This window comes from Shouchella rhizosphaerae, assembly GCF_900142675.1.
GTDB classification, from domain to species: Bacteria; Bacillota; Bacilli; order Bacillales; family Bacillaceae_D; genus Shouchella; species Shouchella rhizosphaerae.
The window spans coordinates 459,084-473,832 of record NZ_FRBS01000003.1 but is presented as its reverse complement, the minus strand read 5'-3'; the positions used below and the strand labels follow the sequence as shown (position 1 = coordinate 473,832).

The 14,749-nt window shown below is 45.7% G+C and carries 14 protein-coding genes; 11 read left to right on the top strand and 3 right to left on the bottom strand.

Features of this window, described 5'->3' with window-relative positions:
- Positions 1-150 precede the first annotated feature (150 nt).
- Positions 151-738 (bottom strand): ATP-dependent Clp endopeptidase proteolytic subunit ClpP, encoded by a 588-nt coding sequence (gene clpP / locus BUC05_RS11435; RefSeq protein ID WP_011247868.1) that lies wholly within the window; start codon positions 736-738, stop codon positions 151-153.
- A gap of 417 nt (positions 739-1,155) precedes the next feature.
- Between clpP and rpoN the strand changes: the two genes are divergently transcribed.
- Positions 1,156-2,493: an RNA polymerase factor sigma-54 gene (rpoN, locus tag BUC05_RS11430; protein ID WP_073304741.1), complete on the top strand. Its 1,338-nt coding sequence runs from the start codon at positions 1,156-1,158 to the stop codon at positions 2,491-2,493.
- Positions 2,493-2,744 carry a glutaredoxin family protein gene (locus BUC05_RS11425; protein WP_011247866.1) on the top strand — a complete coding sequence of 84 codons (252 nt, stop codon included), beginning with the start codon at positions 2,493-2,495 and terminating at the stop codon, positions 2,742-2,744. Before rpoN ends, BUC05_RS11425 begins: the two co-directional genes overlap by 1 nt.
- A gap of 155 nt (positions 2,745-2,899) precedes the next feature.
- Here BUC05_RS11425 and BUC05_RS11420 read toward each other — a convergent pair whose 3' ends face one another.
- A complete protein-coding gene (locus tag BUC05_RS11420) occupies positions 2,900-3,118 on the bottom strand; it encodes a hypothetical protein (RefSeq protein ID WP_041823995.1) in 219 nt (72 codons plus the stop codon).
- Positions 3,111-4,205, bottom strand: coding sequence for a Rap family tetratricopeptide repeat protein (locus tag BUC05_RS11415; protein ID WP_035202745.1), 1,095 nt, complete (start codon positions 4,203-4,205; stop codon positions 3,111-3,113). The genes BUC05_RS11420 and BUC05_RS11415 overlap by 8 nt, the downstream gene beginning before the upstream one ends.
- A 308-nt stretch (positions 4,206-4,513) precedes the next feature.
- On the opposite strand from BUC05_RS11415, the gene BUC05_RS11410 reads away from it, so the two are divergent.
- From BUC05_RS11410 to gucD, 9 genes are all read left to right on the top strand, one after another.
- On the top strand, positions 4,514-5,530 hold the full coding sequence (locus BUC05_RS11410; RefSeq protein WP_011247864.1) for a sugar-binding transcriptional regulator: 1,017 nt from the start codon (positions 4,514-4,516) through the stop codon (positions 5,528-5,530).
- A gap of 63 nt (positions 5,531-5,593) precedes the next feature.
- On the top strand, positions 5,594-6,601 hold the full coding sequence (gap, locus tag BUC05_RS11405; RefSeq protein ID WP_011247863.1) for a type I glyceraldehyde-3-phosphate dehydrogenase: 1,008 nt from the start codon (positions 5,594-5,596) through the stop codon (positions 6,599-6,601).
- 80 nt (positions 6,602-6,681) lie between these two features.
- Positions 6,682-7,866, top strand: a complete 1,185-nt coding sequence (locus BUC05_RS11400; RefSeq protein WP_011247862.1) for a phosphoglycerate kinase — start codon at positions 6,682-6,684, stop codon at positions 7,864-7,866.
- A gap of 17 nt (positions 7,867-7,883) precedes the next feature.
- A complete protein-coding gene (tpiA, locus tag BUC05_RS11395; RefSeq protein WP_073304739.1) occupies positions 7,884-8,639 on the top strand; it encodes a triose-phosphate isomerase in 756 nt (251 codons plus the stop codon).
- Positions 8,636-10,168, top strand: coding sequence for a 2,3-bisphosphoglycerate-independent phosphoglycerate mutase (gene gpmI, locus BUC05_RS11390; protein WP_011247860.1), 1,533 nt, complete (start codon positions 8,636-8,638; stop codon positions 10,166-10,168). The genes tpiA and gpmI overlap by 4 nt, the downstream gene beginning before the upstream one ends.
- Positions 10,169-10,191: 23 nt before the next feature.
- Positions 10,192-11,481, top strand: coding sequence for a phosphopyruvate hydratase (gene eno, locus BUC05_RS11385; RefSeq protein ID WP_011247859.1), 1,290 nt, complete (start codon positions 10,192-10,194; stop codon positions 11,479-11,481).
- A gap of 149 nt (positions 11,482-11,630) precedes the next feature.
- Positions 11,631-12,335: a GntR family transcriptional regulator gene (locus tag BUC05_RS11380; protein WP_011247858.1), complete on the top strand. Its 705-nt coding sequence runs from the start codon at positions 11,631-11,633 to the stop codon at positions 12,333-12,335.
- Positions 12,336-12,359: 24 nt separating this feature from the next.
- Positions 12,360-13,280, top strand: coding sequence for a dihydrodipicolinate synthase family protein (locus BUC05_RS11375; RefSeq protein WP_073304737.1), 921 nt, complete (start codon positions 12,360-12,362; stop codon positions 13,278-13,280).
- Between the two features lie 5 nt (positions 13,281-13,285).
- Entirely contained in the window at positions 13,286-14,749 is a 1,464-nt protein-coding gene (gene gucD, locus BUC05_RS11370; protein WP_073304735.1) for an alpha-ketoglutaric semialdehyde dehydrogenase GucD, read from the top strand.

Here is a 14,749-nt window from a genome sequence, read left to right as displayed (position 1 = left end):
TTCCTCCTAATCTTAGGCGAAAGCAAAAAGGCTAGCGCCATCTTGTTTTTTAAATCGTACCATGGCCTAATGAAAAAGGGAATTGAATGAGGGCAGGCTGCAACTGGCGGCAACAAAAAAGCTTCCGCGTTTTGCGGAAGCCTTTGTCTGTTATTTCGTTGGTGTTTCAATCACTTTGTCGATTAAGCCGTATTCTTTTGCTTGTTCGGCTGTCATAAAGTTATCACGGTCTGTGTCTCTTGCAATTCGTTCATACGGTTGACCAGAACGTTCTGCCATAATTTGATTGAGTTTTTCGCGCATTTGAATGATGCGGCGGGCATGGATTTCCATGTCTGCAGCTTGGCCTTGCATACCGCCAAGTGGTTGGTGGATCATCACTTCACTATTTGGCAATGCCATCCGTTTGCCTTTCGCACCAGCAGTGAGCAAAAAGGCGCCCATGGAAGCAGCCATGCCGATGCAAATCGTTGAAACATCTGGTTTGATGAATTGCATCGTGTCATAGATTGCCATTCCAGCAGTAATCGAGCCGCCAGGAGAGTTAATGTATAAGGAAATATCTTTTTCAGGGTCTTCTGCTTGCAAAAACAACATTTGTGCAACGATCGAGTTGGCGACATTGTCGTCCACCCCGCTCCCTAGCATAATAATGCGGTCTTTCAATAAACGGGAGTAAATGTCATATGCACGCTCGCCACGGTTTGTTTGTTCAATTACGGTAGGTATTAAATTCATCGCTCTTCCTCCTCATGTCCTATTGACTAAAATCCTTGAAATTGTTGCTCTGTAATCATCATACTGCAAAGGTCAATAAAGGTCAAATGAGTTGCTTCTTTTTACAAAAGTATGTACGGCAACAACAAAAAAGCAGTTTCATTCATGTACTATTCCTTGTGATGATCAAAAAGCCCTTCTTTCATGATAGACTAAATTATAAAGATGTAAACCTCTATGTTTTACGCCGTTCACAACGTTGTTTTTTATTTTTTAAAAGGGCCAAAAGAGCTAGGCAACTGCTGAAATCTATAAGAAAGCGTTTACATTAACAAGCCATTTGGTTTATGCTATGACATGTAGAGGAAAAAGAGCATTTAAGTTCGCCTGAGCGGAATGTAAAATCAAGGCAAGGAAGTTCGAGGAGGGGTTGAATAGATGGAGATTGGCTTACTGCAACGTCAGACAACGAGTTTAGTGATGACCCAAGAGTTAAGGCAAGCGCTCCACTTGCTACAATATTCGTCCGTGGATGTCATTGCCTATTTGCGGGAACAAGCGCTAGAAAATCCTCTACTCGAATTACATGAACAATCTACTCTTTCCCGTGAACGGGAACTGGTTGGCACAAGGCCAATCAGGCAACAGATGTCAAGTGACGACAAACAGGCAGCGTTGCAAAATGTTGCGCAAAGAGGGCGAACGCTTGCTGATGAGTTGTACGAACAGTTGATTGAATCGCCGACGCTGAGCGAAAACGATAAATGCGAGCTTACTTATTTGATTGGTAATTTACGGGAAGATGGTTATCTAGGAGAAGCGCTGCCTCAGCTTTGTGCAGACCGGAACATCACTGAATCGGAAGGGGAAAGGTTGCTCGCCATATTGCAGAGTTTTGAGCCTGCAGGCGTAGGGGCCCGTTCCCTTGGGGAATGCTTGGCCTTGCAACTTAAACGTATGCCCGATTGCCATCCTCTTGCGATTGCCATCGTTTTAAACCATCTCGAAGCGCTAGCTGCCCGGAAATGGAAGCAACTTGCGAAACAATACGGCGTCGTTGTTCAAGATATACAGCATCTATACGACCAATTAAAGGAGCTTGATCCAAAGCCTGGACTACGTTATTCGAAGGAAACGGCCATTTACGTCCAGCCTGATGTGCTGATGGCAAAGGACGAATCTGGAAAACTGCTTGTCTTCATGAATGATGACATACTACCCGCGATTCGCGTACACGAGGAATATGACCATTTACTGAAACAACAAGTCGAGACAAGCGCCTATGCGAAGCAAAAAAGGCAGCATGTCGAGTGGTTAAAACGCAGCCTTGAACAACGCCAGCAAACGGTGCGTCGCGTGGCGGAAGTGTTGGCGAGCGTGCAAGCAGACTACTTGCTTCAGCCTAGTGGGGTGCTCAAGCCACTGACGTTAAACGATGTGGCCCAAGTTCTCGGCATCCATGAATCAACGGTAAGCCGGGCAACATCTAATAAATATGCACAAACACCTCGTGGCTTAGTCGAATTAAAAACATTGTTCTCTGGCCATGTTTCTAAGTCAGATGCCCAATTGACCAATCACCACGTTAAAGTGTGGCTTAAAGAAATGATTAGCGTAGAGGATAAAAGCAAACCTTTGTCAGACCAAAAATTAGCGGAGCAGTTGAGAATTGATAAAGGAGTAGCTTTGTCGCGGCGGGTAGTAGCAAAATACCGCGATGAACTAGGGATTTTGCCATCTTCGAAACGGAAACGCTACAACGAAAGGACCGGATAATGAACGTCGATTTTTATACGAAAAAAGGGTGTCCCTTGTGCGACAAAGGGTACGCATTGCTGAAAGAATTAGCCGATAGTTACTCGCTTGTGATTCAATGCCATGACATCTATCAGGATGATGTGCTTTTAGAGAAGTACCAACTTAAAATCCCTGTTGTTTGTATAGACGACCAAGAAATTGGCTACGGGTTATTAGAGAAAGAGTCGCTCCAAAAACAGATCGAACGCATTCGTTCAATAAAGCAATAAGCATGTGCAAATTTGAAAGGCAACGTTTATCTGACAACACATCGAAAAACACAAAGACTGCCTGTTCCCATTCAAAGGGAATAGGCAGTTTCATGTCAAGGATCGAAAGGGTGCAGATGTAGTAAAAAAGAGAACCGATTGGCTCTCTAGTAACATTAAACGTTTAGCTTTGCCTTATGAATGAAAGTAATATCCCCTTTATCACGGTCGTCAATGGAAGTAATGTCGCCTTTATCATGGCTGTCAATGAAAGTAATGTCCCCTTTATCGCGGCTATTTATTTCACTGTCAGCCTGTGTGTTTGTAAAAACAACAAATGAAGCTGCTGCGATGAAAGAGACGACAAGTGAAACGACCAACTTTTTCTTAAACAACGGAATCAACTCCTAAAGTATGTTGGTATAAGCGTGCACCATGGGCCACTTTCATATATTTCAATGCCAGTCTCGTATTTCCTTCCTTTTCTGCAAAGTGAGCAGCTTCTTCAGCAAGTTCACTCACCTCAAAGTCCATTCCTTCTTTTTGGAGCTGTGCGATGGCTTGGTCAACCAAATCATAGTTTTTATCGATGTGAAGGCCTTCCGTAAATAAGCAGCGTGCGTTGTATTCTTTGCTTTTGTAGTAGGCGGCACCTGCTTTTGCAATTTGGAAGTGTGGGAGAGCCTCTTCGATTTTTCCTTGATTAAAGAGCACGTTGCTCAAATTGTATCTAGATTTGGCACCGAAAATGGTGTTTTTGTGCTCAGGGATGTCAAGCGCTCGTTTAAAATACGTTTCCGCCTCGTCAAACTTTTTTTGGCCTTGCTTGTTTAAACCTAGCGTCCGCAACACTTGTCCATATACAATTGGAATGCCTTTAGCACGCTCTAGCGCCTGTTTTAAGATGGCTTCGCCTTTTTCAGGGTTGTTCAACTCTTGATGAATACAAGCAGTGATGATTTGGCAGTTTATCGCTGGCTCATGATATTGAAGCCGATCGAATAGGACGTTTGCTTGTTCCATGTAGGACGAAGCAATCAAATAGTGGTTGAGACGATAATAAACAAGGCCAATATATTGATAAAATTCCGCTTCCTCCGCCTCGTCGTTTACGTATTCTAGTAGTCGTTCGGCTTTGCGAAACAGCTTTACAGCGGACCGGTACCGTTCTTGCGTAAACTCGTATTGGCCGCTAACAAAGTAATAGAGATACTTGAGAAGGTGATCGATTTCGGTCTTTTCAGAAATCGGTTCTATTTCCTCAGGGCATTCGTTTTTATCGTAACGGCTGACTAAAATCTGGTGTTTAAATTCGACTAGTGAGTAGAAGGCCATAAACTTGTCGCTTGGGTCCATCGCTGGTAGAAGCTGTTTGACCTCTTCTTTTAAAATAATCGCCTGTTCATATGACTTAGAAAGAAGGCAACTATACCATTCTGCAATCTTTGCCCCAACCGATTCAGAACGTATCGTCCTCCCCATAAAACCAACCTCCTAATGAATCCCATTAATATTCATATAATAGCAAAGAAAATAGGACTTGCCTACTATTATAAGAATTTTCCCCAAAGTTATAAAACGTTATCTCTGAAAACAAAATAGGAACATGTCCTTTTGCCAATCATCTGGATTTTGATAATAGGCTTGCCATTATCAAACGGAGGATGTTTTAGTTGTCTGTTTTCGACTTCCTTGGTACAATACAAGTGTAGTAAATGTTTTTGCTCTAACCGGGACATAATATGTCTGCGAGGGACGTTATATGTCCCGATAAACGGAGGAGGTGTTACATGCGGACGCTTATTAATCTGCAAAGACAGATTGTTCCCGAATTAATGGAAACAATGGCTAAGCGTTATCGCTTGCTGCAATATATCCGTTTAATGCAGCCAATCGGGCGCAGAAGCCTAGCAACCAATTTGCAAACCTCCGAACGTATCGTCCGTGGGGAAGTGACGCTTCTTAAAGATCAGGGGCTCATTGAACTGACGACGGCAGGCATGCGCCTAACTGAAGCAGGCGAAGCGTTGTTTTTAGAGCTTGCTGATATGATGGCAGAGCTGCTTGGGCATCGCCGGCTGGAAGAAAAGCTGAAAGAAAAACTTGGCGTCAGCCAGGCGATTGTTGTGGCTGGTGATAGCGACGAAGAAGAATGGGTGAAGCAGGAGTTAGGTAGAGCTTGCGTCGATGAATTGAAACGTGTGGCTAAGAAAGGCGACGTCTTCGCCGTAATGGGCGGTACAACGCTTGCAGCTGTAGCAAATATGGTCACGCCAGATGAGACGTTAGCGACAACGACGTTTGTGCCCGCTAGAGGCGGGTTGGGCGAAAAAGTTGAAATCCAGGCTAATACCATTAGTGCTGAGTTTGCCAGGCGCTCAGGAGCTTCTTACCGGTTGCTGCACGTTCCTGATCAATTAAGCGAAGAAGCATACCATTCACTTGTATTGGAACGATCAGTTAGGGAAATCCTAGATGTGATTACGTCTTCTGCGGTTGTCATGCATGGCATCGGCGATGCGAGGCGAATGGCAGCTAGGCGCGATTCTGGTCAGCCGTTTATCGAGACATTGAAACGGGAAGAAGCGGTAGCAGAAGCGTTCGGCTATTACTTCAATGCAAATGGAGAGATTATCCACAAGCAGCGAACAATTGGCTTGCAATTAGGCGAGCTGGAAGGCAAGTACGTGATTTCAATCGCTGGCGGGCATACGAAAGCAAATGCGATTCTCGCTTATATGAAGAATCGGCCAAGTGATGTACTTGTAACAGACGAAGGAGCAGCTAGACGGCTGTTATCTGAGTAAGATCCTGTAAAAAAGGCAACTGCCTTTTTAATAAAAAGAAATTAACGCTAGGAGGAAATCATCATGGCAACAAAAATTGGTATTAACGGATTTGGCCGCATCGGCCGTAATGTATTCCGCGCTTCCCTTAAAAACCCGAATGTAGAGGTAGTAGCAATCAATGATTTGACAGATGCCAATATGCTGGCACACTTGTTAAAATATGATTCTGTACACGGTGTTCTTGACGCTAAAGTTGAGGCAAAAGACAACTCACTCGTTGTCGACGGAAGAGAAATTTCTGTATCTGCTGAGCGCAACCCTGCTGAGATTGGCTGGGACAAGTACGGCGTTGAAGTTGTAGTGGAATCAACTGGTTTCTTTACAAAGCGTGCAGACGCTGCGAAACACCTTGAAGCTGGCGCGAAAAAAGTTATTATTTCTGCTCCTGCTTCAGACGAAGATATTACAATTGTCATGGGTGTTAACGAAGACAAGTACGATCCGGCCAACCATCATGTGATTTCAAATGCCTCTTGTACAACAAACTGCTTAGCGCCGTTTGCAAAAGTACTTAACGATAAATTTGGCATTCGTCGCGGCATGATGACGACTGTTCACTCTTATACAAACGATCAGCAAATCCTTGACTTACCACACAAAGATTACCGTCGTGCGCGTGCGGCCGCAGAAAACATCATTCCGACAACAACTGGTGCAGCGAAAGCTGTTGCCCTTGTGCTACCTGAATTAAAAGGGAAGCTTAACGGTGGAGCTATGCGTGTACCGACTCCTAACGTTTCTTTAGTCGACCTTGTAGCTGAGCTTGACAAAGACGTAACCGCTGAAGAAGTAAACGGAGCTCTTAAAGAAGCAGCAGAAGGCGATCTTAAAGGCATTCTTGCTTACTCTGAAGAGCCGCTTGTTTCTGGCGATTACAACGGCAACCCACATTCTTCTACAATCGACGCGCTTTCCACGATGGTCATGGAAGGCAATATGGTTAAAGTGATTTCTTGGTATGACAACGAATCTGGCTATTCTCACCGTGTTGTAGACTTGCTTGATTACATTGCTGGCAAAGGGCTTTAAGTAAAAATAGGCTTCAGAGGAGGAAGGCCATCTGCCTCCCTCCTTTGCGCTGTCTAGATGTCCGATAGGAGGATCAAGTAATGAACAAAAAAACGCTTTATGACTACGATTTTGCAGGCAAAACGGTATTTTGCCGAGTTGATTTCAATGTTCCGATGAAAGATGGAAAGATTACTGATGAAACGCGGATTCAAGCAGCTTTGCCTACGATTAAATACTTAAGTGAACAAGGGGCGCGCGTTTTGCTAGCAAGCCATCTTGGCCGCCCGAAAGGCGAAGTGGTAGAAAGCTTGCGCTTGGCGCCTGTCGCGACACGCCTTAGCGAGCTGTTAGGAAAAGAAGTACAAGCCGTCCAGGAAGCGCACGGTCCAGTAGCAAAACAAGCAGTGGAAGGTCTTGAAGACGGTGGCGTGTTGCTGCTTGAAAATGTCCGCTTTTATCCAGGGGAAGAAAAGAACGATCCTGAATTAGCGAAAGCGTTTGCTAGCCTAGCCGACATTTTTGTCAATGATGCATTTGGGGCGGCACACCGTGCCCACGCTTCAACGGAAGGCATTGCCCACTATTTGCCGTCAGCAGCTGGTTTTCTAATGGAAAAAGAACTGGATGTACTCGGCAAAGCGTTAAGCAACCCTGAACGTCCGTTTACAGCAGTCATTGGTGGCGCAAAAGTAAAAGACAAGATTGGCGTTATTGACAACTTGCTAGATAAAGTCGACAATTTAATTATTGGCGGCGGTCTCGCATACACGTTTGTCAAAGCGCAAGGCTATGAAGTTGGCAAATCGTTGCTTGAAGAAGATAAGCTCGATTTAGCCAAGCAGTTTATGGAAAAGGCTGAACAAAAAGGCGTTAAGTTTTATATGCCTGAAGATGTCATTGTTGCCGATGATTTTTCTGACGACGCCAACAAAAAAGAAGTGGCCATTAGCGGCATTCCAGCTGATTGGGAAGCGCTTGACATTGGGCCAAAAACACGGAAAACCTATGAAGCTGTATTAAAAGCTTCAAAATTAGTGATTTGGAACGGGCCAATGGGTGTGTTTGAGCTCGAATCGTTTGCAGGTGGCACAAAAGCAGTTGCAAATGCGTTGGCAGAGGCGTCAGATACGTATTCAGTCATTGGTGGCGGCGATTCAGCGGCAGCCGTTGAACAATTTGGCCTTGCCGACAAAATGAGCCATATTTCAACAGGCGGAGGCGCCAGCCTTGAATTTATGGAAGGCAAGGAACTTCCAGGCGTTGTCGCACTATCAGAAAAATAATGCAGCGGGGTGATACTATGCGTAAACCAATTATCGCAGGAAACTGGAAAATGAATAAAACAATCGGCGAAGCTGTTGATTTTGTCGAAGCAGTAAAAGCAAACGTTCCCGCACAGGCAACGGTTGATTCGGTTGTTTGTGCGCCAGCCTTGTTTCTTGACCGTTTGCTCCAAGCGGTAAAAGGAACTGAGTTAAAAATCGGTGCTCAAACGATGCATTTTGAAGACAATGGCGCATTTACAGGGGAGATCAGCCCTAAAGCATTGTCTGATATGGGTGTCCATTATGTGATTATCGGCCATTCAGAACGGCGAGAAATGTTTGCCGAGACAGATGAGACTGTCAACAAGAAAGTGCATGCCGCATTCGCCCATCAGTTGGTTCCAATTATGTGTTGCGGTGAAACGGCTGAAGAGCGTGAAGCGGGTAAGATGGAAGCTGTTGTAAAAGAGCAAGTAGAAAAAGGCCTTGCTGGTTTAAGCGAAGAACAAGTTAAACAAACAGTAATTGCGTACGAGCCTATTTGGGCGATCGGCACAGGCAAATCAGCGACAGAAAAAGACGCGAATGAAGCTTGCGCTTATGTGCGTCAAACGGTGGCCGCTAATTTTTCTGAAGCAGCAGCTGAGGCGATTCGCATCCAGTACGGCGGCAGCGTAAAACCTGGCAACATTAAAGACTACATGGCCCAACCTGACATAGATGGCGCCCTCGTTGGTGGAGCCAGCTTGGACGCAGATTCGTTTTTAGAATTAGTGGGGGCAGCAAAATGAGTAAAAAGCCAGTAGCCTTAATCATTCTCGATGGCTTTGGCCTGCGAGAGGAAGAGAAAGGCAATGCCGTGGCACATGCTCAAAAGCCGAACTTTGACCGTTACTGGAACGAGTTTCCGCATGCCACGTTACGGGCAGACGGTGAAAATGTCGGCTTGCCAGAAGGGCAGATGGGCAATTCAGAAGTTGGCCATTTAAACATTGGTGCTGGGCGCATTGTGTACCAAAGTTTAACGCGTGTGAATTTGTCGATTCGCGAAGGCGACTTTTTTAAGAATGAGACGTTCATAAAGGCAATGGACCATGTTAAAGAAAAACAATCGGCACTCCATATATATGGTTTGTTGTCCGATGGCGGCATCCATAGCCACATCGACCATATTTATGCCTTGCTTGATATGGCAAAACAACAAAACGTCGAGCGCGTTTATGTCCATGGCTTTTTAGATGGCCGCGATGTCGGCCCCACTTCAGCAGAAGTATACTTAAAAGGATTGCAAGACAAATTTGATGAAGTCGGCCTCGGGAAGCTGGCGACTGTGCACGGCCGTTACTACGCAATGGATCGCGACAAACGTTGGGATCGAGTTGAAAAGTCATACCGTGCAATGGTTTATGGCGAAGGCCCTTCCTATAAGAACGGGCTAGAGCTGCTCGATGACAGCTATAAAAACAACATTGTCGACGAGTTTGTGATCCCGTCTGTTATAACAGAAGAGGATGGTACACCTGTAGCAACTGTCAAAGACGATGACGCCGTCATTTTCTGCAATTTCCGCCCTGACCGCGCTATCCAGCTATCACAAGTTTTCACGAATGAAGACTTTCGTGGGTTTGACCGCGGGGAAAAGATGCCGAAGCGCCTCCATTTTGTCTGCTTAACGAAGTTTAGTGAAACAGTGAAAGGCTTTGTTGCCTTTAAGCCGACAAACTTGGACAATACGCTTGGCGAAGTCCTTTCCCAGCAAAACTACACACAGCTACGGATTGCAGAAACCGAAAAATACCCACACGTGACGTTCTTTTTCAGTGGCGGCCGTGAAGATGAGTTTCCAGGCGAAGAGCGGATTTTGATTAACTCGCCTAAAGTCGCTACTTACGACCTTAAACCGGAAATGAGCGCTTATGAAGTAACCGATGCGCTCGTCAAGGAAATCGAAGGCGAAAAACATGATGTGATTATCTTAAACTTTGCCAACCCTGACATGGTTGGGCATTCAGGAATGTTGGAGCCAACAGTTAAAGCGATTGAAGCCGTGGACGAATGCTTAGGCCGTGTGGTCGATGCATTGCTACAAAAAGGCGGAGCAGCGATTATTACAGCAGACCACGGCAATGCCGACGAAGTCGTGACACTTGACGGCAAACCGATGACGGCGCATACGACAAACAAAGTGCCTGTCATCGTAACCGAAAAAGGAATCACCCTTCGTGAAGACGGCATTTTAGCTGACTTGGCGCCGACTGTGCTTGATTTGCTTGGCGCGGACAAGCCGAAAGAAATGACAGGCAAGACACTTAAACAATAAATTCAATTTAGGAGTGAATTGACATGACGATTATTTCTGATGTTTATGCACGTGAAGTCCTTGACTCTCGTGGCAACCCGACTGTAGAAGTAGAAGTTCACCTAGAATCTGGCGTTATGGGCCGTGCCCTTGTGCCAAGTGGCGCCTCGACTGGCGAATACGAAGCGGTCGAACTTCGCGACGGCGGAGACCGTTATATGGGCAAAGGTGTCCAAAAGGCAGTTGACAATGTAAATGAAAAGATCGCTCCTGAACTAATTGGCGAAAACGCGTTGGACCAAATTGGCATCGACCGTTTGATGATTGAACTTGATGGGACAGAAAACAAAGGCAACTTTGGCGCCAACGCGATTCTTGGCGTGTCAATGGCCGTTGCCCACGCTGCTGCAAATGCACTAGACATTCCTCTATATGTCTATCTTGGCGGCTTTAATGCGAAGCAACTTCCAGTGCCAATGATGAACATCATTAACGGTGGAGAGCATGCCGACAACAACGTAGATATTCAAGAATTTATGGTCATGCCTGTCGGCGCAGAAAGCTTTAAAGAAGCGCTTCGCATGGGTGCGGAAATTTTCCATAACTTGAAGTCTGTTCTTAAAGCGAAAGGCTACAACACAGCAGTAGGCGACGAAGGCGGCTTTGCTCCGAACCTTTCTTCAAACGAAGAAGCGCTTGCCACGATCATCGAAGCGATTGAAAAAGCAGGTTATAAGCCTGGAGAACAAGTGAAGTTGGCAATGGACGTTGCTTCTTCTGAGCTGTACAGCAAAGAAGACGGCAAATACCACCTTGCTGGCGAAGGCAAAGTTCTGTCTTCTGAAGAAATGGTTTCCTTCTACGAAGAACTTGTTTCGAAATACCCAATTATTTCGATTGAAGATGGCCTTGATGAAAACGATTGGGAAGGCCACAAACTTTTGACAGAGCGCCTTGGCGATAAAGTCCAACTTGTTGGCGACGATTTGTTCGTCACAAACACGAAAAAGCTTGCTGAAGGCATTGAAAAAGGCATTGGCAACTCGATTCTGATCAAAGTAAACCAAATCGGCACATTGACAGAAACATTTGATGCAATCGAAATGGCAAAACGCGCTGGCTATACAGCTGTTATTTCCCATCGTTCTGGTGAAACAGAAGATGCGACGATTGCTGACATTGCTGTTGCCACAAATGCTGGCCAAATCAAAACAGGCGCGCCGTCTCGTACAGACCGTGTCGCCAAATACAACCAACTTCTTCGTATTGAAGATGAGCTTGCTGACCTCGCTCAGTACAATGGTTTGAAGTCTTTTTATAACTTGAGCAAGTGAGTCCTCAAGCGCAATGGATGTTAATGTGTCCATTGCGCTTTTCTTTGCTTATGTAGTAAAAGGAATTAAAAATAATGTTTTGACAATAAGCGTTTTATGTTTTATAGTGTGATATATCAGATTTCATATTTTAAATTGGAGCTGGTTGTATGACTGATAAGGATGAACGTTTCTTTTCTGTTGATCCAAATTTAGTAAAGTCGCTGCGTGAATTGGCAGTTGAAAAAATTCGCGAAGGAATTGTAAGCGGATACTTTGAAGTTGGTGAGCATTTAAAAGAGCGGGAATTATCGAAGATGATGGGGATTAGCACGACGCCAATCAAAGAAGCATTTCGGATCCTAGAAAATGAAGGCCTGCTTGTAACCGTCCCGCGCAAAGGTACATTTGTTTCAGAGTATGCTTCTACATCAATTGAAGAAATTCTGCTTCTGCGCGCCGCGGTCGAATCGCTATGTGCCCGCCTTGCTGCCATTAAAATGAGCGAAGAAGACGTAAACGAACTTGAGCAAGTGGTGCTTATCATGGAGAGCCTTCATAACAAAGGCGATTCAGATGCCTTGATTGAACAAAATTCACGGTTTCACCAATTGATTATCGCCAGTACCGAGAATAAGATGATGCAAACGATTTTAGCCAATATTCGCAGCATTGACAAAGCATTCCGGAAGCGTGCCCTTAAAGTCGAAGTCGAGCGCGAAGTCGGCTATCAAGAGCACAGAGCGATTTTTGAGGCGATTAAGCAACGAGAGCCAGACAAGGCGGAACAACGAATGAAAGACCATATTTTGCGGACGAAAGACAATATTTTGGCTGCAGAGGCGAGAGCACAGGCCGAGAATGGTCCGAGCTAATTTTTAAGAAAAGGGTGATCAACTGTGGCAAATAAGCCATTGGCAAAAGCATTAGAAACCATTTCTGGCATACCAATCACGCCGTTTCGAAAATCAGATGGCAGCATCGATTGGCATCACTACAAGGAAACTGTTGACAGAATCGTCGACAATGGCATTGATGTGATCGTTCCTTGTGGAAATACGAGTGAATTCTATGCACTGTCTCTTGAGGAAGCAAAAGAGGAAGTCCGGCGCACCGTGGAATATGTTCATGGCCGCGCGCTTGTCGTCGCTGGCATCGGTTATGCGACGTCAACAGCGATTGAACTTGGAAACGCTGCGAAAGCGGCCGGGGCAGATGCGGTCATGATTCATATGCCGATCCACCCTTATGTAACAGCGGGCGGTGTGTATGCCTACTTCCGCGACATCATCGAGGCGCTAGATTTTCCGTCACTCGTTTATTTTAAAGATCCTGAAATTTCCGACCGAGTGCTCGTTGATTTGGCGCCACTTCAAAACCTAGTCGGCGTCAAATATGCGATTAATGACTTGCCTCGCTTTGCCAAAGTGGTACGTTCGATTCCAGAAGAACATCAAATCGCTTGGATTTGTGGAACCGCAGAGAAATGGGCGCCCTTTTTCTGGCATGCCGGGGCAAAAGGGTTTACTTCTGGACTTGTCAATCTTCTGCCCCAAAAAGCAGTCGAGATGCTGGAAGCATTGCGAAACAATGACAACGATGCGGTTTGGCGAATTTGGGAAGACATTGTCCCTTTTGAAGACTTACGCGCGAAGTACAACCAAGGCAATAACGTCGTCGTCATTAAAGAAGCAATGGAAATGCTGAGGCAAAATGCTGGTGTGACAAGGGCACCTGTGAATGAATTAAGCAACGAAGATAAACAGCTTGTGACAGAGCTGCTTTCTAGCTGGAAGTTATTACAACCTACGAAAGGATGAGGCAAATGGCGATCAAAACAGAAGTCGTATTTGGCAATTATATTAACGGACGCTGGAAACAAGAAGCGGCTCCCCCTCTCGCAAGCATAAATCCGTCCGATGCCGAAGAAGTTGTGGGCTATGTCCAAAATTCCACCGCTGATGTCGTTGATGAAGCGGTGGAAGTGGCAAAGGGCGCTCTTTTATCGTGGCGGAAGCTGACAGGAGCGGAACGTGGCCATTATTTGTATCAAGCCGCCAATCAGTTAGAAAGCCGCCTCGATGAAATTGCGGAAACACTCGCCCGTGAAATGGGAAAAACATTGCCTGAAGCAAAAGGGGAAACAGCTCGCGGTGTCGCGATCCTTCGCTATTATGCAGGAGAAGGGTTAAGAGCAGATGGCGAGGTGATCCCTTCCACAGACAGCGAAGCGCTCATGTTTACGAAACGTGTTCCCCTTGGTGTCGTTGGTGTGATTACGCCATGGAATTTTCCTGTTGCGATTCCTGTATGGAAAATCGCTCCAGCGCTTATTTATGGCAATACAGTTGTGTTTAAACCAGCAACAGAAGCTGCCGTAACAGCAGCAAAAGTAGTAGAGTGTTTTGCGCAAGCGGGACTTCCTAAAGGTGTGCTCAATTTCGTGACAGGGTCTGGCAAGGTGATCGGAAATGCATTAGTCGCCCATGAACACGTTCACGGCCTAACGTTTACAGGCTCAGAACAAACAGGTAAACAAATTGGAAAAGCAGCTGCCGCAAGGGGAGCGAAGTACCAGCTAGAAATGGGTGGAAAAAATCCTGTTATTGTCGCTGAAGATGCTGATCTTCATGTAGCGGTTGATGCGACGATTAGCGGCGCTTTCCGCTCTACGGGACAGAAATGTACGGCGACAAGCCGCGTCATTGTTGCTGAAGCGATTCTTCAAGACTTCCAGGAGCTTCTTCTGGAAAAAACAAAACAAATTACAATCGGCAAAGCCCTAGACGATGGCGTATGGATGGGGCCTTGTGCAAGTGAAGCGCAGCTTCGAACCGTTCTAGACTATATTGAAATTGGCAAAAAGGAAGGTGCGAAACTTTTATGCGGCGGCAAGAGAGTAACAGACGGAAACAGGGCGGCAGGCTATTTTGTTGAGCCGACGATTTTTACAAACGTGAACCGCCATATGCGAATTGCCCAAGAAGAAATATTCGGCCCAGTTATTGCTCTTATCACAGCGAAGAACATGGAAGAAGCGATCGAGATCGCCAATGACAGCCGCTACGGGTTAAGTGCTTCTATTTTCACAACCAACATTGAAAAAATGCTGTTGTTTATTGACGAAATGGATGCGGGCCTCGTTCGAGTTAATGCTGAAAGTGCAGGCGTTGAATTGCAAGCGCCATTTGGAGGAATGAAAGCGTCTAGCTCCCACTCTAGGGAACAAGGGCAAGCAGCAAAGGAATTTTACACATCCATCAAAACAGTATTCGTGAAAGGGCGATGA

Bases quoted from the DNA above. Each gene is read 5' to 3' on its own strand.
- clpP (WP_011247868.1), bottom strand. From the start codon at position 738: ATGAATTTAATACCTACCGTAATTGAACAAACAAACCGTGGCGAGCGT.
- rpoN (WP_073304741.1), top strand. From the start codon at position 1,156: ATGGAGATTGGCTTACTGCAACGTCAGACAACGAGTTTAGTGATGACC.
- BUC05_RS11425 (WP_011247866.1), top strand. From the start codon at position 2,493: ATGAACGTCGATTTTTATACGAAAAAAGGGTGTCCCTTGTGCGACAAA.
- BUC05_RS11415 (WP_035202745.1), bottom strand. From the start codon at position 4,205: ATGGGGAGGACGATACGTTCTGAATCGGTTGGGGCAAAGATTGCAGAA.
- BUC05_RS11410 (WP_011247864.1), top strand. From the start codon at position 4,514: ATGCGGACGCTTATTAATCTGCAAAGACAGATTGTTCCCGAATTAATG.
- gap (WP_011247863.1), top strand. From the start codon at position 5,594: ATGGCAACAAAAATTGGTATTAACGGATTTGGCCGCATCGGCCGTAAT.
- BUC05_RS11400 (WP_011247862.1), top strand. From the start codon at position 6,682: ATGAACAAAAAAACGCTTTATGACTACGATTTTGCAGGCAAAACGGTA.
- tpiA (WP_073304739.1), top strand. From the start codon at position 7,884: ATGCGTAAACCAATTATCGCAGGAAACTGGAAAATGAATAAAACAATC.
- gpmI (WP_011247860.1), top strand. From the start codon at position 8,636: ATGAGTAAAAAGCCAGTAGCCTTAATCATTCTCGATGGCTTTGGCCTG.
- eno (WP_011247859.1), top strand. From the start codon at position 10,192: ATGACGATTATTTCTGATGTTTATGCACGTGAAGTCCTTGACTCTCGT.
- BUC05_RS11380 (WP_011247858.1), top strand. From the start codon at position 11,631: ATGACTGATAAGGATGAACGTTTCTTTTCTGTTGATCCAAATTTAGTA.
- gucD (WP_073304735.1), top strand. From the start codon at position 13,286: ATGGCGATCAAAACAGAAGTCGTATTTGGCAATTATATTAACGGACGC.